This window comes from Streptomyces sp. NPDC040610 (assembly GCF_055594065.1).
In genome coordinates, this window is the sequence record NZ_JBVIXA010000008.1 from 93,842 (window position 1) to 113,609 (window position 19,768).

Below are 19,768 nucleotides of genomic sequence, written 5' to 3' on the forward strand. Positions count from 1 at the left end.
CTTTCCTGGTTGTGCGGGGGTGCGGGGGTCGCTGGGGCTACGGGGACCCGCTGGGGTCTGGATCCTCGACGCCGGGCGCTCAGAAGTAGCTGGGGTGGCGCAGGCCCGTCCGCCCCCGGAAGACCCACCAACTCCACGTCTGGTAAGCGAGGATCACCGGGATCACCAGCACCCCGAACGCGCTCAGGATCTTCAAGGTGGCGTCGTCCGTGACGGCGTGACTGATTGTCAGGCCGCGGCCCGCCGAGCTGGTCAGGAGGTACGGGTAGTGCCCGGCCCCCACGAGCAGCACGGGCAGCGCGGTCGCGCAGCAGGTGGCCGCGAACGCCCGGACGTGATGTCCGCCGGAGAGGGACCACCAGGCCCCGCAGAGCGCCGCCGCGAAGAGGGCGGCGATGGCCGCCGAGGTCGCCCTGTTCGTCATCGAGGCACCGGCGCCGAAGAGCGTGAGCAGCAGGGGCAGGGCGCCCATCAGGCCGACCGCCCGCAGCAGCGCGAGCCCCAAGTGCCGTGCTCTCCCGGCGAGTACGGGGTCGGAGCGCAGTGCGACGAAGACCGCCCCGTGCGCCGCGAAGAGCAGCGCGGTCGTCACGCCGCAGGCCAGCACGAACGGCGAGAACACATCACCGAACCCGATGTGGAAACTCCCGTCGGCCCGCCGGGGCACCCCGTGCAGCAGCAGCCCCACGACAAGTCCCCAGCACACGGCGGGAAGCCCGCCGCCGAACACGATCAGGACGTCCCACCGGCGCCGCCCGCGGGCACTGCGGGAACGGCGGCGCAGCTGGATCGCGGCATTGCCGAGGACCAGGCCGACGAGGATCGCCACGATCAGCGGATACAGGCCGGACAGCAGAGTGCCCTCCAGATGCGGGAAGGCGCCGAACAGCACCCCTGTGAAAGCGACCAGCCAGACCTCGTTGCCGAGGAAGAACGGGGCGATGGCATCGAGGGCGGTGTGCCGGTCGGCCTCTCGCTCCTTTCTCCCGCCGAGCCAGGGATGCAGCATCTGTACGCCGTAGTCGTATCCGCCGAGTACGAAGTACCCGGCGAGAAGCAGACCGAGGAGGGCCAGCCAGGCGGTCTCCAGACTCATCTCGCTCAACTCTCTTTACAGGGCAGAAGGGCAGAAAGGGCAGGGGTGGGCAGGGCGGGGAGGTGCTGGACGCGAGCGGAGTCAGATCACGGCGACGGCCACAGGCTCGGCCTCGGCCGCCAGCGGCTCGGTGGCGCCGAGCTGAGTGGCGTCCGGGCCGCGGCGGGCGAACCGGGTGATGAGGGCCCAGTTCGTCACGGCCAGCGCGCCGAAGACGGCGATGAACACGGCACAGGACACGGCCAGCGAGGCCGTACTGACGTGGGAGAGCGCGTCCTCGACCGTCAACTCGCCGTACACCAGCCAGGGTTGGCGGCCGACCTCGCGGACGACCCAGCCGCCCGCGGAGGCGATGAAGGGGAACGGGACCGACGCGACAAGTACCCACAGGCAGGGGCGCCAGCGCAGCAGCCGGTCCTTCCACAGCAGGATGACGGCGATGAAGGTGAGGGTGGAGACGGTGTTGCCGATGACGGTCATCACGTCCATCGAGATGCGGATGGTGTCCTGCCAGGGCACGTAGTCGCCGGGGCCGTACTCCCCGACGAGCCGCGCCTGCACCTCGGCGACGCCGCTGTTCCGCAGGACCGCGTCCTTCATGGGCTGCGTCCGCTCGATCACGGGCCGCTGGAGTTCGCCGACGACGACAACGAAGAAGGAGGCGACCGTGGCCACCCAGAGGCCGAGCCGCAGGGACCCGCGGAACAGTTCGGTCTCCTCGGTGCGCCGCAGGAAGTGGTAGGCGCTGACCCCGGCGACGAAGACACCGCCCGTCGTCAGCGCGGCGAGCGCGATGTGACCGAGCGCGACCAGGGCGCTGGAGTTGGTGAGCAGCGCCCCGAAGTCGGTCAGGTAGGCGGCGCCGTCGCGCACTTCGTAGCCGACCGGGTGCTGCATGAAGCCGTTGGCGATCAGGATCCAGTATCCGGAGGCGTACGCGGTGAGGGCGACCAGCCAGATCAGTGTGACGTGCGTGCCCCGGCGCAGCCGCCCCCAGCCGAAGATCCACATGCCGAGGAAGGTGGACTCGGCGAAGAAGGCGATGAGGGTTTCGAGGGCCAGCGGGGCACCGAAGACATTGCCCGCGAACTTGCTGAGTCCGCTCCAGCTGAGCCCGAACTGGAACTCCATGACGAGGCCGGTGACGATGCCGACCGCGTAGTTGATGACGTAGAGCTGACCCCAGAAGCGCGTCATGCGCTCCCGGACTGCTCTCTTGGCGGGATCACGGGTGAACGCGGCCCGGGTGTGCATGATCGCCACGAGGGGGACGAGCCCCATGGTGAGGATCACGAACAGCCAGTGGATGCCGGTCGTGGCCGCGAACTGGAGTCGCGCCAGCTCCGCAGCGCTCATGATGCGACCTTCCTGGGGGACGGGTGGCCGATGGGACGGGTGGACGGGTGGCCGGGGGGTGGGCTGACATGGGTGGGGCCGCCGCTTCGCGTGTGCGGATGCCGGGCGCCGTTGCCCGTCACCCGTGCGGTGACCCCAGGAGCGACCGTAGGGAAAATCGCTTATGCCTTCCAAGACCGATTTCACCATGTGAAGATGACCGCAGAGGCATAAGTAAAGGTGGACCGTGGATCTTCTGCAGTTGCGCTACTTCCAGACCGTCGCGCGGTACGAGCACATCAGCCGCGCCGCCGAGGAGCTGCGCGTCGCCCAGCCCTCGCTGAGCCGCACCATCGCGCGCCTGGAGGCCGACCTCGGCTGCCCGCTCTTCGACCGGGAGGGCCGCCGCATCCGGCTCAACCCGTACGGCGCGATGTTCCTGCGCCACGTCGACCGCGCCCTCAGGGAGCTCGACGACGGCCGCAGGGCCCTGCGCGACGCCCGGGACACCGGGCTCGGCCGGGTCGGCGTCGCCTCCGAGACCCTGCTGACCATCACGCACGTCCTCGGCAGCTTCCGGGCCGCGCACCCGCGTGCCGACGTCCGGCTCTTCCAGTCGACGGCCCAGGAGATGGAACGCCAACTGCGCGCCGGAGAGATCGACTTCTGCGTGGCCTCACAGCCACTGACCGGCGCGAACCTGGAGTCGGTCGAGCTCGCCCGCGAGGAGGTGCTGCTCGCCGTCCCGCGCGGGCACTGGCTCGACGGGCGGGAGAGCGTGACGATCCCCGAGATCGCCGACGAGCCGTTCGTCACCACACGCGTCGGCCACTGGCAACGCGCCCTCCTCGACCGGCTGTTCGCCTCCGAAGGGCTCGCGCCGACGCTGTCCTGCGAGGGCGACGAACCGGGCGCCAGCCAGGACATGATCAGCGCGGGTCTCGGGATCGGCCTCATCCCGGCGATCTCCCGCCAGGCCGGTACGGACTCGCACGTCCCGGTCGCCTGGGTGCACATGGACGTGGCCGACTGCCATCGAGTGCTCACCCTGGTGCGCAACCGCGACGCCTACCTGTCCGAAGCCGCCCTGAAATTCCAGGAGTTCGTCACCAGCAGGCCGTTCATGACCCACCGCCTGCCCGACCCGCGCCGCGGGCGCAGGTCGGGTCCCTCCTAGCGTCTGCCGGGGGCCTGGCCGGTGTCGGCGCCGTCCCGCTCCCGTCGCGGGAGCGGACAGGATCCGCCCTGGCCCGCCGCGCACTCCTCTGATACTGTCCAGCCGCTGCCACAGCCCTGGCCCAGGACGTCGCGTGTCCCCACGGCCAGCGGGCGATGGCGAGTCGGCAGGGGTGACGCGTCCCCCACCGGCCACCGGCAGCGCCATCCACGCCTACCTCTTCCCGTGCCGCGTACAGCCCTGTGCGCGCACCCCACCCACACGTGACCGGCACCCGTGCCGCCGCGCGCCCTCGCGCGCCGCCGGACGCCACCGAGGAGTTCCGCCATGCCCGAAATCACCTACGTCGCCGTCGACGGCACCGCACGTTCCATCGACGTCCCCTCCGGCACGACCGTCATGCGCGGCGCCGTCTTCAACGACATCGACGGCATCGTCGCCCAGTGCGCGGGCAACGCGCAGTGCGCCACCTGCCACGTCTACGTGGACGACGCCACCCTGGACCGCCTGGAGCCGGCCAGGCCCGACGAGGACGACCTGCTCGACTTCACCGCCTGCCCGCGCCGACCGGGCAGCCGACTGAGCTGCCAGCTCACGGTGACCGCCGCCCTGGACGGCCTGATCGTCCACCTCCCCGAACGGCAGAAGTGATGACGACCGACACACGGCCCGCGTCCGTCGTCATCGTCGGCGCCGGACAGGGCGGATACCAGACAGCCGCGTCCCTGCGCGAGCACGGCTACCAGGGGCGCGTCACCCTCATCAGCGCCGAGGACGCCCTCCCGTACGAGCGCCCGCCCCTTTCCAAGACCTACCTCAAGGCCACCGGGCACGGCGAGGGCGACGAACAGCTGTGGCTGCGGCCCGCGACGTACTACGTACGCCACTCGATCGACCTGGTCGGCGGCACCGTCACGGCCATCGACCCGGCCGCCCGCACGGTCCGCCTCGGCGACGGATCGACGTACGACTACGGCCATCTCGTCCTGGCCACCGGGGCCCGCCCGCGCACCCTCGACGTGCCGGGCGCCGCGCTGCGGGGCGTGCACACCCTGCGTACCGCGAAGGACGCCGCCGCGCTGCGGGCCTCGCTGGCCGCCGCCCAGTACGCGGTGGTGGTCGGAGCCGGGTTCCTCGGGCTCGAATTCGCCGCCGTCGCACGGGAGTCGGGCTGTGAGGTGACGGTCGTCGAAACGCTCGACCGGCCGCTCGCCCGGGCCGTCTCGGCGCGGACCGCGGAGCACTTCACGCGCCTGCACCGCGGGAAGGGCACCCCACTCCTTTTCGGGCAGAGGGTCGTGGCGCTGCGCGGGGACCGGAACGGAAGCGTCGCGGCCGTGGAACTGGCCGACGGCCGCCGTCTGCCCGCCGACCTGGTCCTGATCGGCGTCGGTGTCACCCCGCGCACGGGACTGGCCGCCGCGGCCGGTCTGCCGGTCGGCGACGGCATCACCGTCGACGCCCGCCTGCTGACGAGCGATCCGCACATCTCGGCCATCGGGGACTGCGCGGCGTTCCCGCAGGTGCGCTCCGGGAAGCGGCTGCGGCTCGAATCCGTCCAGAACGCCGTCGGCCACGCCCAGCTCGTCGCCGCGCGGCTGACCGGGGCGCCCCGCGCCCACTACGAGGAACTGCCCTGGTTCTGGAGCGACCAGTTCACCACCACCGTGCAGATCGCGGGACACGACGACGGGCACGACACCGAGACGGTGCTCGGCGACGACCCCGACGCCTTCTCGGTGCTTCTCTTCCGCGGTGAGGACCTGCGGGCGGTCGAGTCCGTCAACCGCCCCGCCGACCACCTCGCGGCCCGCCGACTCCTCGACCACGGCGCCCAGTTGAGCCCGGGGGACGCGGCAGCACCGGGATTCACCCTCAAGGGCCACCTCGCGCGCCTCCGCGGTGAACGGGGCGGACGGGGCGGAATCGCGGCGGCGGGCCGAGCGGCGTCGTAACAGGCGGGCGGCGTCGCAACTGTCGGGCGGCCCGGGCCCCTCAGCCCGGGCCGCCCGATCCCGGGCCCCTCAGCCCTGGTCGTAGGTGTGGAAGCCCCGGCCCGCCTTGCGGCCGAGCAGTCCGGCTTCCACCATGCGCTGGAGCATCGGGGGAGGGGCGTACAAGGGCTCCTTGAACTCGTCGTACAGGGACTCCGCGATCGAGGCGACGGTGTCCAGGCCGATCAGGTCCGCGAGCTTGAGCGGGCCCATGGGGTGCGCGCACCCCAGCTCCATGCCCGCGTCGACGTCGGCCGGGGAGGCGAAGCCGGACTCCGCCATCCGGATCGCCGACAACAGGTAGGGGATCAGAAGGGCGTTGACGACGAAACCGGCCCGGTCCTGGGAGCGGATCACCGTCTTGCCGAGGGTACGGGTCGCGAAGTACTCGACCGCCCGCACCGTCTCCGCCGACGTGTGCAGGGACGTCACGACCTCCACCAGTGCGAGCACCGGGACGGGGTTGAAGAAGTGCAGACCCACGACCCGGTCGGCGCGGCCGGTCGCCATGCCGAGGCGCATCACGGGAAGGGAGGAGGTGTTGGTGGCGAGGATCGCCCCGGGATCCTCGACGACCTTGTCGAGGAGGGCGAACACCTCGGTCTTCGCGTCCGGGTTCTCCACGACGGCCTCGACGACCAACTGCCGGTCGGCCAGGTCCTCCAGGCTGCCGGTGAAGACCATCCGCGCGAGCGCGTCCGCCGCTTCCGCCCCCGTCAGCCTGCCGCGGCGCACCGCGCGGTCGAACGACGACGTCACCCGGTCCCGTGCCGCCCGGGCCGCCACCGCGTCGACCTCGCACACCACCGTGTCGAGCCCGGCCCGCGCGCACACCTCGGCGATGCCCGCCCCCATCTGACCGCCGCCGACCACGCCGACGCGCTGGACGAGCCCCGTCATGACCGCGCTCCGGCGTCCTGGAGCGGCGCCTCGGCGTGCCGGACGAGGTGCCGCGCGTAAGCCTCCGGCGTGAAGAACTGCGGCAACTCCACGGACAGCGTGGTCCGTTCGAAGAGCGCGCGCACCGCGTCGACGTCCGCCCACGGGTAGTCGGCGCCGAGCGCGTCGATCTCGGCGTCGAGCAGCCGTAGCACCGTCTCGCGGTCGAGCACCCGGTGCCGCAGCCACTGCCAGATCTGCACCCGCGCGATCTCGGCGGTCGCCGCGTCCTCCATCAGCCCGTCCAGCGCGACGGCCCCCTGCCCCCGCAGCCAGGCCGCGAAGTACCGCACCGCCACCGCGATGTTCGTGCGCACCCCCTCGGGCGTGGGCGGGCCGCCGACGCGACGCGTGGACAGCAGGTCGGCCGCGGTCACCTCCACGTCGTCCCGCGTCCGGTCGAGCTGGTGCGGCCGGTCGCCGAGCACGGCGTCGAACGCCTCCCCGCACACCGCCACCAGGCCGGGGTGGGCGACCCAGGAGCCGTCGAAGCCGTCCTCCGCCTCCCGCTCCTTGTCCAGGCGGACCGTGGCGAGCGCGGCCTCGGCTGCCGCCGGGTCCCTGCCGGGCACCTGCGCGGACATGCCGCCGATGGCGTGGGCGCCGCGCCGGTGGCAGGTGCGCACGAGCAGGTCGGTGTAGGCGCGCATGAAGGGTGCCGTCATCGTGACCTTCACACGGTCGGGCAGCAGGAAGTCCGTGCGGTGCCCGAAGGTCTTGATCAGGCTGAACAGATAGTCCCAGCGCCCGGCGTTGAGACCGGCGCTGTGCTCGCGCAGCTCGTGGAGGATCTCCTCCATCTCCACGGCCGCGGTGACCGTCTCGATGAGGACGGTGGCGCGCACGGTGCCGCGGGGGATGCCGAGCAGGTCCTGGGCGACGACGAAGATGTCGTTCCACAGCCGCGCCTCGTACCGGTTCTCCAGCTTCGGCAGGTAGAAGTACGGGCCGTGACCTGCCTCGATCTGCCGCCGCGCGCAGTGGAAGAAGTACAGGCCGAAGTCCACGAGGGCGGCAGGCACCGGCTCGCCGTCGAACTCCAGGTGCTCCTCGACCAGATGCCAGCCGCGCGGGCGGACCATGATGGTGGCGAGCCGGTCGTGGTCGCCGAGCCGGTACTCCTTGCCGTCGTCGGCGGTGAAGTCGATGCGGCGCTCGATGGCGTCGAGCAGGGTGAGCTGACCGCCGACGACGTTCTGCCAGGTGGGCGAGGTGGCGTCCTCGAAGTCGGCCATCCAGACCCGGGCCCCGGAGTTGAGCGCGGTGACCGCCATGCGCCGGTCGGGCGGACCGGTGATCTCCACCCGGCGGTCGGCCAGGCCCGGCGCCGACGGGGCCACGCGCCAGGCCGGGTCGGCCCGCACGGGGGAGGTGGCCACGGGGAAGTCGAGCGGGGAGCCCGACGCGAGCCGCAGCGCCTGGCGTCGGCGCTCCTTGAGGAGTTCCTTGCGGCGGCCGCCGAAGGCCGCGGCGAGGTGACCGACGAAGTCCAGGGCGGCGGGCGTGAGGATCTCGTCGTGACGGTGCCCGGGCGGGGCGAGGACGTGGGCGCGGTGCGTCAGGGCGCTGGTGGACATCGGGTCCTCCTGAGGGGAGAGGGGGAGCGGGGCTTGAGGGGGAGCCCCGGGAGGGGCGCGGGGAACCGCGTGACCAGCCCCACCGGCCCGGTGGCCGACGACGCTCCCCCCGGCGGAACTCCCTCCGGCAGAACATGAGTCGTTTGTCTTCTCTGCGAAGGCCCCGTGCCCTCGCGGATCGAGGTGGCATCGCGTGTCTTCGTACTGCGGCCTCTGGTCCTGTCGTACGGGGTGAGTGTTCCCGCTGCCGAGTTCCGGTGTGCCGTAGGGAGACTCTGGCACTGGCACTGAGTGCCATCAATGCTGGACGGCTGCCAATTGCTGCGAATCTTCGGTCGGCCGATTGCCAAGATTGCGAAGGCTGTGGAACGGGCTGGTCCGCCCGCACGGCCACCGGCGCACGGGCGTGACCGCGGGCCGTGCGCGAGGAGGCTGTCCGCCGGGTCCCCGGACCGGATCCCCCGAATACGCCTCCGGGACCGGGCGTGGTCACCCAGGATGGGAGGCGTCGGCGGACGTCAGTCGGGTGTGAGGCCCTGAGTGGGGGGATGTGCTGTGCCACAGCAGTTGACCATGAGGCTCGACGACGGTGGTGAGGGGGCCGCCGTGTTCGAGGTCGACGTCGACGCGGACGCCACGGACCTCGAACTGGCCGCCGGGGGCGGGGTGGTCGCACGCGCGCGGGTGTCGCTCGACGAGGCCTTGGACCAGGTCAAGCCGACGCTCTCACGCGTCGCCGACACCCTGCGCGAGCTGGGTCCGGACGCGGCGGAGCTGGAGTTCGGCCTGAAGATGGGCGGCGAGACCGGCGTGATCATCGCCAAGGGCACCGCCGAAGTGAACTTCACCGTCCGGCTGACGTGGAACCGCCCCTGACTTCATGGGAGCGCAGCGCGAGGGATTCGTCGTCAAGATCCGCGCCGCGGCGACGGGGACGCCCATCGGCGTCGGGTTCGTCGTCGGCGACAAGGAGATCGTGACGTGCGCCCATGTGGTCAATGTGGCGCTGGAGCGGGACAAGGCGTGCGCGGAGCGACCCCCGGGCGATGCCCGGGTGCAGGTCGAGTTCGTGCTGCTCGGAGACGCGGAGGGCGGGCCCCTGCGGCACTGCCGGATCAGCTCCTGGGACCCGCCGCCGGGCGTCGGCCGCGCGGGCCGGGACGTCGCCGGGCTCGCCCTGGTCGGCGGGGACACCCTGCCCGTGAGCGCGGGCGCGGCCCGGCTCATCGACGCCCGCACGGGCCTGCTCGGCGACGCCCAGGTGAAGGCCTTCGGCTACCCGGGCAACCCGCCCCGCAAGGCCAACGGCGCCTGGTCCACCTGCGTGCTGCGGGGCGCGGTCGGCGGCGGGCTCATACAACTCGACACGGCCAGCGAGTCCGCGCTGCGGGCGCAGCCGGGATACAGCGGGTCGCCCGTCATCGTCACCGACCGCTGGGGCGACGCCGTCGTCGGCATGCTGGCCGTGGCGAGCCGCGAAGGCGCCGCCCCCGACGCCTACGCCGTGCCCCTGGCAGAGGTCTCCGCGGCCTGGCCCGACGCCCTCGGCCGGAGCGTGCTGCCCCCGTGCCCCTACCGCGGACTGCAGGCGTTCAGCGCCGAGGACGCGCTGGCGGGCGTGTTCGTCGGCCGGGAACGCGAGGTCGAACGGCTCCGGCTCATGGTGAAGGCCCAGCCCCTGGTGATGGTCACGGGACCGTCGGGCGTGGGCAAGTCGTCCCTGGTGGCGGCGGGCCTCCAGCCCGAACTGGCGTCGGCGGGCTGGGCGATCGCCTCGTTCCGCCCGGGGATGTCCCCCTTCGACGCCGTGGCCCGCGCCCTGCTGGAGCTTGAGCACCCGCAGCGGGCCCACAGCCTCGAAGAGCTGGAGCACAGGACCCGCGCCCTGCGGGAGGAAGGGTTCTGGACGGTCGCCTCACGGCTGCGGGTGCTCACCGGCCGCCGTCTCGCGCTGATCGCCGACCAGTTCGAGGAGGTCCTGAGCGGCAGCGCCGACCGGGCCGAACAACTGGAGTTCCTCCAGCGGCTGCTGCCCCCGCCCGACGTCGCCCAGGACCCCGACGTCCGGCTCGTGGCGACCCTGCGCGCCGACTTCCTGCCCGACCTGCTGGAGCTCCCGGACATCGGACCCCGCCTCCAGGACCGGCAGTTGAATGTGTCCCCGCTGGACGAGGCGGCCCTCATCCGCGTGATCGTCGAACCGGCCGAGGTCGCGGGAGTCACCTTCACCCCCGGCCTCGCCGAAGCCATCGCCGCCGAGGCGAGCAAGGCCGCGGGCAGCCTGCCGCTCCTGGAGTTCACGCTGACCGAACTGTGGTCGCTCCAGCACGACCGGCGGCTCAGCTTCGACAGCTACCAGGGCCTCGGCGGAGTCTCCGGAGCCCTGAACCAGCACGCGGAGAAGGTCTACCGCCTCCTCGCCCAGCAACTGGGCGAACCCCGCATCCGCCGCGTCCTGCTGTCCATGGTCCGCGCCCGCGGCGGCGCCACCAGCGCCGTCCGCGTCACCGCCCACCGCACCCACCTCGCCAAGGACTGGTACATCGCGCAGCTCCTCGCCGACCCCGAGCAGCGCCTCGTGGTCCTCGGCACCGGCGGACCCGACACCGCGGAGATCGCGCACGAGGCCCTGATCCGGGAGTGGGCGCGGCTCGCCACCTGGGTGGAGGAGGACGCCGACTTTCAGCAGTGGCTCGCCGTGGTCGAGGAGCGCGCCACGGAGGCCGATCTGCTGTCCGCGGCACGCCTGTCGGAGGCGGACCGCTGGCTGGGGGAGCGCGCGGCGGACATCCCCGAGGCGGTCGTCGGCCTCATCGAGCGCAGCCGCGAGGAGATCACGGCGCAGCAGCGGACGGAGCAGATGCTCAGTGCCTCGCAGCTGCTGACCGTGCAACTCCAGCAACGCTCGGCCGAGTTGGAGACCTCGCAGCGGGCGCTCCAGGCGTCCAACACCGAACTGGAGCGCAAGGCCGAGCTGCTCGCCCGGCAGAACCGCGACATCGAGGTCAAGAACACCGAGATCGAAGAGGCCCGGCAGGTCCTTGAGGAGCGCGCCGAGCAGCTCGCGGTGTCGATGCGCTACAAGTCCGAGTTCCTGGGGAACATGTCGTACGAACTGCGCTCGCCGCTCAACTCGTTGCTGATCCTCGCCAAGCTGCTCGCCGACAACTCGGAGGGCAATCTCACGCCCCGGCAGGTGGAGTTCGCCGAGACCATTCACGGCGCGGGCGCGGACCTGCTCCAGCTGATCAACGACATCCTCGACCTGTCGAAGGTCGAGGCGGGCAAGATGGGCGTCAGTCCGACCCTGATCCTCCTCGACCGGCTCGTCGACTACGTGGCCGCCGTCTTCGGCCCGCTCGCCTCCGACAAGAACCTCCGCTTCGGCGTGGAGGTGTCGTCGGGGCTGCCGCCGTCGCTGCGCACCGACGAGAGCCGGGTGCTGCAGGTCCTGCGCAACCTCCTGTCCAACGCGGTGAAGTTCACCGACACCGGCGAGGTCAAGCTGGTGATCCGGCCCGGCGCCGCGGACGTGCCCGACGAGATCCGGAAGCAGCTGCTCGAAGCCGGGTCGCTGCGGGACGCCGACGCCGACCTGATCGCCTTCTCCGTGACCGACACCGGCATCGGCATCGCGCCCGGGAACATGCGGGTGATCTTCGAGGCCTTCAAGCAGGCCGACGGCACGACCAGCCGCAAGTACGGCGGCACGGGCCTCGGGCTTTCGATCAGCCGGGAGATCGCGCGGCTGCTCGGCGGCGAGATCCACGCGGTGAGCGAGCCGGGACGCGGCTCCACCTTCACCCTGTACCTGCCGCTGCACACGTTCACGGACGGGGCGTCGGGGAGCGACCCGCGCTACCGCCTTTCGCAGCCCGAGGCTTCGGCGGAGGTCATCAGCCGGCTCCCGGCACCGCGGCAGGGCATGACGGTCGCCCCCGGCGCGGAGGCCGAGTTCCGCGGCGAGAAGGTGCTGATCGTCGACGACATCCGTACCGTCTTCGCGCTGACGGCGAGTCTGGAACGGCACGGCCTCCAGGTGCTGTACGCCGAGAACGGGCAGGAGTGCGTCGACGCCCTCGGTCGGCACCCCGATGTCGCGATCGTCCTCATGGAGATCATGATCCCGGAGATGGACGGGTACGTGACCATGTCGATGATCCGCAAGATGCCGCAGCACGCACAGCTGCCGATCATCGCTCTCACCGCCAAGGCGATGAAGGGCGACCGCGAGAAGGCCATCATGGCGGGCGCCTCGGACTATGTGACCAAGCCGATCGACGTCGAGCACCTGCTGACCCTGGTGGGGCACTGGGCACGGACACCCAAGGGAATCCAGGGGAGCCCGGGAAGCCAAGGGAGTTGACGGAGCAGCCCGTCGTGGCCGGTGCCGGGCGACTGCCGCACCCACCGGCCACGACGGGCGTGGCGCCTCAGGGGCGGGTGGTCAGATAGCCGCCCATCGACGTGAAGTAGTCCGCCGCCGACAGCTCCCGGCCGTCCTCGGTGCGCACGCGCGTGATGGCCAGGCCGTGGTTGCGGCCGGTGCGGGCGTCGGCCCCGGCGACGATCGCCACGCCCTCGCCCTCGCGGTAGAAGATGCGGCCGGGCGTGCCGCCGTACTTGCCCTCGGACACGACCGCCGCGAGGATCTCCAGGCGCTTGCCCTTGTGGAAGGTGTACGCGCTGGGGTACGGCTCGGACTGGGCGCGGACCAGGCGCTCGAGGTCCGCCGCGGGCCAGGTCCAGTCGATCCGGCTGTCCTCTAGTGAGCGCTTGTGGAAGAAGCTCGCCTGGGAGCGGTCCTGCGGGGTGAACTCCGTCTGGCCGGAGGCGATCAGGTCGAGGGCGCCGACCGTGACCGGGGCGATGAGGTCGACCGTCTTGTGGAAGAGGTCGGTGGCGGTGTCCGTCGGGCCGACCGGGACGGCCTCCTGGCGGACGACGTCACCGGCGTCCAGCTCGTCGTTCATCATGTGCGCGGTGACGCCCACTTCGGGCTCGCCGTTGATGAGCGCCCAGATCAGCGGGGAGAACCCGGCGTACTTCGGCAAGAGCGAGTCGTGGATGTTCAGCGTGCCGTGGCGGGGCAGACCGAAGATGCGCGGCGGGATCCAGGTGCGCCAGTTGTTGGCGACGATGATGTCGGGCGCGGCCTCCTCCAGGCGCGCGAACAGCTCCTCGTCGTCGGGGCGGTTGCGCAGGAGGACGGGGATGCCGTGCTCCTCGGCGAGGTCGGCGACCGAGTCGCTCCAGATCTTCTCGTACGCGTGCTCGCTCTTGGGATGCGTCACCACGAGGACCACGTCGTGCTCGGAATCGAGAAGGGCCTGGAGCGTGCGGTGCCCCCAGGTCTGATAGCCGAACATGACGACCCGCATGGGGTTCCTCCTCAGGACAGGGAATGACCTGCGCCAGTAAAGCAAGGCTTACCTTAGTTTTCAATGTGCGCTCGCGCCACCCCCGTTGGTGGGCCGCCGTGCCGAGTATTCCCATTTGCCCTGTCGACACGTGCGCGCATTCAGCTTAGGCTCACCTAAGCTCCATGACGCGCCGTTCGTCAGCATGCCCGCAGGGTGGCCGCGTCCCTGGATGATCAAAGGGATAACGTACTTCGACATGAGCACGACTGCAGTTGAGCGCCCCGTGGCCGGGGTGGTGGACGCCCGTCGACGGCGGGTCGTGGGTCTGGGCATCCTGGTACTGCTCCTCGTGGTCATGGCGGCGGTGTCTCTGGCCGTCGGCGCGCGGGCGTTGACTCCCGCCGAGGTGTGGCACGGACTGTTCGCGGGACCGGAGTCCGATCGGCGGCTCAACGAGATCCGGCTCATCGTGGAGACCGTGCGGGTGCCCCGCACGACCCTCGCGATCGTGGCGGGTATCGCCCTCGGCGTCGGCGGGGCGCTCATCCAGGGATACACGCGCAACCCGATCGCCGACACGGGCCTGTTGGGCGTGAACGCCGGCGCCTCGTTCGCGGTGGTCTCGGTGATCGCCGTGTTCGGGCTCTCCAGCCCGTTCCAGTACGTCTGGTTCGGCTTCCTCGGCGCGGCGGTCGCCGGTGTCGTCGTGTTCGGGCTCGCGAGCATCGGCCGGGGAGCGGGCAACCCGTTGACGCTGGCCCTCGCCGGACAGGGGATCACGGTGTTCCTCGCGGCCATGACCACCGCGGTCGCGCTGTCGGACCGCGAGTCCCTGAACGCCCTGCGGTTCTGGAACGCGGGCTCCGTGGCCGGAGTCGACTTCGACGTCATCTGGCCGATCACCGCGTTCGTCGGCGTCGGCCTGGTCCTCGCGCTGATCACGCTGCCCGCCCTCAACCTGCTCAACCTCGGCGACGACGTGGCACGCGGCCTCGGCGTGAACATCGCCCTGAGCCGCACCATCGGCATCACCGCCATCACCCTGCTCGCGGGCGCGGCGACGGCGGCGTGCGGCCCCATCGCGTTCCTCGGCCTGATGGTGGCCCACCTGGCCCGCTATCTGACCGGGCCCGACTACCGCTGGCTGGTGCCGTACGCGGGCCTGCTCGGCGCCGTCGTCCTGCTGTTCTGCGACATCGTGGGGCGTCTGGTGGTGCGCCCGGGCGAGCTGGAGGCGGGGGTCGTGGTCGCGCTGCTCGGCGCCCCGTTCTTCGCCGTCCTGGTGTGGCGCGGAAAGTTCAAGAGCGCATGAACCGGACAGGGCGACGCGGAGAGTTCACAAGCGGATGAACGGGACAGAGCGCAGCGAAATGGTACGGGGGAGCGGGACAGAGGTGAAGGCAACGGTGGCGCCGGGCGTGCGGCTCGGCAGCGTGTCGTTCGTGTGGCGGCCGTGGATCGCGTGCGTCACGCTGGTCCTCGCGGCGGCGACCTTCCTGCTGTTCTGCCTGTCCATCAGCATCGGGGACTTCCCCATCGGCCTGTCCCAGGTCGTCGCCACCCTCTTCGGCCGGGGCGAGCAGGTCGACGAGTTCGTGATCATGGATCTGCGGATGCCGCGCGCCCTCGCCGGGCTCGTCGTCGGCATCGCGCTCGGGGTGTCGGGCGCGCTCACCCAGTCCATCGCCCGCAACCCGCTGGCCAGCCCCGACATCCTGGGCATCACACAGGGCGCCAGCGCGGTCGCGGTGTTCATGATCACGGTGTCGGGCGGCGCCGCCGCGGCGGCCGTCAGCTCCGTCGGCCTGTCCGCGGCGGCGCTCGCGGGCGGCCTCGGCACCGGACTGCTCGTGTACTTCCTGGCGTGGCGGCGGGGGATCGACGGCTTCCGGCTCATCCTCATCGGCATCTCGGCGAGCGCCATGATGGAGGCCATCACCACCTGGCTGCTCGTCAAGGCCGACATCAAGGACGTGGCCCGCGCCCAGGTGTGGCTGGTCGGCTCGCTGGACAACCGGTCGTGGGACGAGGTCTGGATCGCGCTGTGGGGGACGCTCGGCCTGCTGGTCGTCGTGGCGTGCGTCGCCTTCCAGTTCAAGCCGCTGCACTTCGGCGACGAGGTCGCCGCGGGCCTCGGGGTGCGCTTCGGGGTGGTGCGCGCGGTCCTGCTCCTGTGTGCGGTGCTGCTCGCCGCCGTGGCGGTGAGCGCCGCGGGCCCGGTGCCGTTCGTCGCCCTGGTGGCGCCGCAGGTGGCGATGCGTCTGGCGCGCTGCCCCACACCGCCGTTGGTGGCCTCGGGGATGGTGGGGGCGCTGCTCCTCATCGGCTCGGACCTGGTCGCGCGCACCGCGCTGCCGATCACGGTCCCGGTAGGCGTGGTCACCGCTGTGATCGGCGGTCCTTTCCTCGTCTATCTGCTGGTGCGGGCGAACCTCAAATAACTGGTACAAAGGTGAGGCAAACCTAAATAAATGAGGGGGGCTTGTGGTCGCTCAGTACATCACCGAGATCGAGTCCGGGGTCGATGACGCCTCGCGGCTCGCGGCGAAAGGCGTCAGCGTCGGATACGGCGCGCGGACCGTCATCGACGGTCTCGACGTGGCGATACCGCCAGGAGTGATCACCACCATCATCGGCCCCAACGGCTGCGGAAAGTCGACCCTCCTGCGGACGCTGGCGCGCCTGTTGAAGCCGACCAAGGGGTCGGTCGTGCTCGACGGCGAGGACATCGTCAAGCTCAGGACCAAGGACGTGGCGAAGAAGCTCGGGCTGCTGCCGCAGGCGCCGGTCGCGCCGGAGGGCCTGACCGTGTCCGACCTGGTCGCCCGGGGCCGCCATCCGCACCAGAGCTGGCTGCGCCAGTGGTCCTCGGACGACGCCGCCGTCGTCGAGCGCGCCCTCGCCATGACCGGCGTCTCCGACCTGGCCGACCGGCCCGTCGACTCCCTCTCCGGCGGCCAGCGCCAGCGCGTCTGGATCTCGATGACCCTGGCCCAGGGCACCGATCTGCTGCTCCTCGACGAGCCGACGACGTATCTGGACCTGGCGCACGCCGTCGACGTACTCGACCTCGTCGACGATCTGCACGAGTCGGGCTGCGCCGTGGTCATGGTGCTGCACGACCTGAATCTGGCGACGCGCTACAGCGACAACCTCATCGTGATGCGCGAGGGGTCGATCCTGGCGCAGGGGCATCCGCGTGATGTGATCACCGCGGAACTGCTGGAAGAGGCATTCGGGCTGCGCGCCAAGGTGATTGACGACCCGGTGGGGGATCGGCCGTTGATCGTGCCCATCGGTCGTACGCATGTATCGCTCGACTGAACTCTTGACGCGACAAGTTGAAGGTTAGGCTAGGCTAACCTCACTTTGGCAGGATAAAGTTTGGCTGCCCTAAGGCAGGGGCGCACTGGTCAGCGTGAAAGCAAGGGATCTCGGATGCATCTCCATGGAACGACGCTCAAGAGGCGGTCCTGGCGGCGACTGGCGGCCGTAGTGTCCGCCGCGACCCTCGGTGTCGGACTCCTCGCGGGATGCGGTTCGGACAAGAAGGACGACGGGGACAACGGCGACAAGAACGCCCCGGCCGCCGCCGGCAAGTTCCCCGTCACCGTGGAGCACGCGTTCGGTTCCACCGAGGTGAAGAAGGCCCCCAAGCGGGTCGTCACCGTCGGATACACCGACGACCAGGCCGTCCTGGCGTTCGGCGTGAAGCCGGTCGGCATGACCGACCAGTACCCGAACCCGGCGGGCAAGTCCCCCGACATCAACACCCAGTGGCCGTGGGTGAAGAAGGAGTGGGGCGACACCAAGCCCGAGGTCATCATGAAGAACGGTGACTCCGGCCCCAACTACGAGAAGATCGCCGCGCTCCGTCCGGACCTGATCATCGCGGTGTACTCCGAGGTCGACAAGGCCGCCTACGACAAGCTCTCCAAGATCGCCCCGACGGTGGGCCGCACCAAGGGCGAGAAGGAGCTCTTCAGCGCTCCCTGGCAGGACAACGCCGTGCACATCGGCAAGGCCCTCGGCCAGGAGGCCAAGGGCAAGAAGCTGGTCGCGGGCATCCAGGCCAAGCTCGACAAGGCCAAGAAGGACCACCCGAAGCTCGCGAACCAGACCGCCGTCGCGCTGTCCTGGTACAAGAAGTCCCTCGCGCCGTTCACCTCCACCGACGTGCGCGGCCGCCTCCTGACGGGCATCGGCTACAAGTACCAGACCGAGATCGACAAGGTCGCGGACGGCAACTTCTCCACCCAGCTCTCCCCGGAGCGCACCGACCTGGTCGACGTCGACCACATCTACGTCATCAACGACAAGGCCGACCAGGCCGCGCTGAAGAAGTTCAAGCTCTTCACCAACCTGGACGCGGTCAAGAAGGGCAACGTGTCCTACCTGCTCGACAGCGAGGGCCCGGCGGTCGGCGCGGCCATGTCCCAGGCCACCCTGCTGTCCCTGCCCTACGCGATCGACGAACTCGTCAAGTCGGTCGACTAGGTGTGAGCACCACCGACACGAGGGTCGCCCCGGCGACCCTGCGCACGGCGAGCGGACGCGAGGCCACCCGATGGGTCACGGCGCACTGCCGTGAGGTGCCCTGGCTGACGGCCGCCACCGTGCTCACCACGGTGGCCGGGGCGGCCCTCCAGGTGCTCCCCGTGCTCCTCCTCGGCCGGGTGGTCGACGGGGTGGTCGAGGGCGAGTCGCGCTCGATGCTCCTCAGGGTCGGAGTGCTGATGGTGGCTGCCGCGCTGCTCGGCGCGGTGGCCACCGCGGTCTCGACCTATCTCATCGGGCGCCTCGGCGCGGATCTGCTCGCGCGGCTGCGCGAGAGCGCCGTCCGCGCGGTCCTCGGGATGCCGAGCGCCCGGATCGAACAGGTCGGCCGCGGGGATGTGCTGTCCCGGGTCGGTGACGACGTGGCCGTCCTCTCCAAGGGCATCCGCATGGCCATCCCCACGGTGTTCTCCGCGGGCGTCCTCGTCTTCATCGCCACGGTCGGCATGTTCGGTCTCGACTGGCGGCTCGGCCTCGCGGGCGCCGGCGCGCTGCCCGCGTACGCCCTGGCCCTGCGCTGGTACCTGCCCCGGTCCGCCCCGCTCTACCGCAAGCAGCGGGTGGCCCAGGCCGACCGCGCGCAGGCGCTGATCAGCGGACTCAACGGCATCGACACCGTCCGGGCGTACCGCCTGGAGGACACCTTCCGCGAGAAGGTCACCAGCGAGTCCTGGCGGGTGCGCGAGTACGGCATCGAGGTGTTCCGGTTCTTCGGCCGGTTCGTCGGCCGGGAGAACCGCGCCGAGTTCATCGGTCTCGTGCTCATCATCGTGGTGGGGTACGCCCTGTTGGAGGCCGACGCCGCGACCCTCGGGCAGGTGTCGGCGGCCCCGCTGATGTTCCACCGGCTCTTCACCCCGCTGGGCGCCATCATGTTCACCTTCGACGAGGCGCAGAAGTCCGGCGCGAGCCTGACCCGACTCGTCGGGGTCCTCGGGGAGGAGGCGGAGGAGCGGCTCGTCGGCGACACCGCCGTCGCCCCGGCCGAGGCCCTGTCGTACCCGGTGACGGTGGCAGGACTCACCTTCAGCTACCCCGACACCGAGGAACCGGTCCTCAGGGACGTCGACCTGACGATCCCGGCGGGCGGTTCGCTCGCCCTGGTGGGTGCGACGGGCGCGGGCAAGTCGACGCTCGCCGCGCTGATCGCGGGCATCGGGACCCCGCAGGCCGGTTCGGTGCGGATCGGGTCGACCGACCTGGCCGGTCTGGACGAGGCCGGGGCGCGGGCCCTGGTGAGCATCCTGACGCAGGAGACGCATGTGTTCTCCGGCCCGCTCGCCGACGACCTGCGCCTGGCCGCGCCGGAGGCGACCGACGCCGAGCTGATGGACGCGCTGCGCACGGTCGGGGCCGACGGCTGGGTCGAGGCGCTGCCCGAGGGCCTGAACACCATGGTCGGCGAGGGCGGCGAGCGCCTGGACGTCACCAAGGTCGCCCATATCGCCCTGGCCAGGCTCGTGCTCGGCCGCACCCCCGTGGTGGTGCTCGACGAGTCCACCGCGGAGGCGGGCAGCGAGGGCGCCGCCGAGCTCGAGCGGGCCGTGCTCGCCGCGTGCACGGGCCGGACCACGCTGTTCGTGGCGCACCGGCTGACCCAGGCGATGGCGGCCGACCGCATCGCCGTCCTGGACGCGGGGCGCGTCGTGGAGCAGGGCACGCACGACGAGCTGGTGGCACTGGGCGGCCGCTACGCACGGCTCTGGCGGGCCTGGCGAGAAGGCAGTTAG

At 71.1% G+C, this 19,768-nt stretch carries 14 protein-coding genes and 2 pseudogenes; 11 read left to right on the forward strand and 5 right to left on the reverse strand.

Annotated elements, in window-relative coordinates:
- Nucleotides 1-79 precede the first annotated feature (79 nt).
- Together cydB and ACZ6AA_RS26375 are read right to left on the reverse strand one after the other, a co-directional pair.
- Complete coding sequence (gene cydB / locus ACZ6AA_RS26370; protein WP_471460326.1) at nt 80-1,096, reverse strand: cytochrome d ubiquinol oxidase subunit II; 1,017 nt, start codon at nt 1,094-1,096, stop codon at nt 80-82.
- A gap of 81 nt (nt 1,097-1,177) precedes the next feature.
- Entirely contained in the window at nt 1,178-2,452 is a 1,275-nt protein-coding gene (locus tag ACZ6AA_RS26375) for a cytochrome ubiquinol oxidase subunit I (RefSeq protein ID WP_471460328.1), read from the reverse strand.
- Between the two features lie 226 nt (nt 2,453-2,678).
- Here ACZ6AA_RS26375 and ACZ6AA_RS26380 point away from each other — a divergent pair, with 226 nt between their 5' ends.
- From ACZ6AA_RS26380 to ACZ6AA_RS26390, 3 genes are all read left to right on the forward strand, one after another.
- Entirely contained in the window at nt 2,679-3,608 is a 930-nt protein-coding gene (locus ACZ6AA_RS26380) for a LysR family transcriptional regulator (RefSeq protein ID WP_468455493.1), read from the forward strand.
- Between the two features lie 327 nt (nt 3,609-3,935).
- The gene (locus ACZ6AA_RS26385) at nt 3,936-4,259 is read left to right on the forward strand and encodes a 2Fe-2S iron-sulfur cluster-binding protein (protein WP_468455495.1); all 324 of its coding nucleotides are present in this window, start codon (nt 3,936-3,938) and stop codon (nt 4,257-4,259) included.
- A complete protein-coding gene (locus ACZ6AA_RS26390) occupies nt 4,259-5,563 on the forward strand; it encodes an NAD(P)/FAD-dependent oxidoreductase (RefSeq protein WP_471460330.1) in 1,305 nt (434 codons plus the stop codon). Before ACZ6AA_RS26385 ends, ACZ6AA_RS26390 begins: the two co-directional genes overlap by 1 nt.
- Nucleotides 5,564-5,632: 69 nt before the next feature.
- Here ACZ6AA_RS26390 and ACZ6AA_RS26395 read toward each other — a convergent pair whose 3' ends face one another.
- Together ACZ6AA_RS26395 and aceB are read right to left on the reverse strand one after the other, a co-directional pair.
- Complete coding sequence (locus ACZ6AA_RS26395) at nt 5,633-6,502, reverse strand: 3-hydroxybutyryl-CoA dehydrogenase (protein WP_471460331.1); 870 nt, start codon at nt 6,500-6,502, stop codon at nt 5,633-5,635.
- Nucleotides 6,499-8,118: a malate synthase A gene (aceB, locus tag ACZ6AA_RS26400; RefSeq protein ID WP_471460333.1), complete on the reverse strand. Its 1,620-nt coding sequence runs from the start codon at nt 8,116-8,118 to the stop codon at nt 6,499-6,501. Before aceB ends, ACZ6AA_RS26395 begins: the two co-directional genes overlap by 4 nt.
- Before the next feature lie 573 nt (nt 8,119-8,691).
- On the opposite strand from aceB, the gene ACZ6AA_RS26405 reads away from it, so the two are divergent.
- From ACZ6AA_RS26405 to ACZ6AA_RS26415, 3 genes and pseudogenes are all read left to right on the forward strand, one after another.
- A complete protein-coding gene (locus ACZ6AA_RS26405; RefSeq protein WP_468455503.1) occupies nt 8,692-8,994 on the forward strand; it encodes a CU044_2847 family protein in 303 nt (100 codons plus the stop codon).
- A gap of 4 nt (nt 8,995-8,998) precedes the next feature.
- Nucleotides 8,999-10,777, forward strand: a pseudogene (locus ACZ6AA_RS26410) (nSTAND1 domain-containing NTPase); the annotation flags it as partial.
- A 192-nt stretch (nt 10,778-10,969) separates the two neighbouring features.
- Nucleotides 10,970-12,484 (forward strand): annotated as a pseudogene (locus ACZ6AA_RS26415) (ATP-binding response regulator); the annotation flags it as partial.
- 67 nt (nt 12,485-12,551) lie between these two features.
- On the opposite strand, the gene ACZ6AA_RS26420 reads toward ACZ6AA_RS26415, so the two are convergent.
- Complete coding sequence (locus tag ACZ6AA_RS26420) at nt 12,552-13,499, reverse strand: methionyl-tRNA formyltransferase (RefSeq protein WP_468455505.1); 948 nt, start codon at nt 13,497-13,499, stop codon at nt 12,552-12,554.
- A 238-nt stretch (nt 13,500-13,737) separates the two neighbouring features.
- Here ACZ6AA_RS26420 and ACZ6AA_RS26425 point away from each other — a divergent pair, with 238 nt between their 5' ends.
- The 5 genes from ACZ6AA_RS26425 (at nt 13,738) to ACZ6AA_RS26445 (ending at nt 19,768) form a co-directional block, all read left to right on the forward strand.
- On the forward strand, nt 13,738-14,793 hold the full coding sequence (locus ACZ6AA_RS26425; RefSeq protein WP_468455507.1) for a FecCD family ABC transporter permease: 1,056 nt from the start codon (nt 13,738-13,740) through the stop codon (nt 14,791-14,793).
- A gap of 34 nt (nt 14,794-14,827) precedes the next feature.
- Nucleotides 14,828-15,922, forward strand: a complete 1,095-nt coding sequence (locus ACZ6AA_RS26430) for a FecCD family ABC transporter permease (RefSeq protein WP_468455509.1) — start codon at nt 14,828-14,830, stop codon at nt 15,920-15,922.
- Nucleotides 15,923-15,965: 43 nt separating this feature from the next.
- On the forward strand, nt 15,966-16,805 hold the full coding sequence (locus ACZ6AA_RS26435) for an ABC transporter ATP-binding protein (RefSeq protein WP_468455510.1): 840 nt from the start codon (nt 15,966-15,968) through the stop codon (nt 16,803-16,805).
- A 114-nt stretch (nt 16,806-16,919) separates the two neighbouring features.
- Nucleotides 16,920-17,978, forward strand: coding sequence for an iron-siderophore ABC transporter substrate-binding protein (locus ACZ6AA_RS26440; RefSeq protein ID WP_468455512.1), 1,059 nt, complete (start codon nt 16,920-16,922; stop codon nt 17,976-17,978).
- 2 nt (nt 17,979-17,980) lie between these two features.
- Nucleotides 17,981-19,768 carry an ABC transporter ATP-binding protein gene (locus tag ACZ6AA_RS26445; protein WP_471460336.1) on the forward strand — a complete coding sequence of 596 codons (1,788 nt, stop codon included), beginning with the start codon at nt 17,981-17,983 and terminating at the stop codon, nt 19,766-19,768.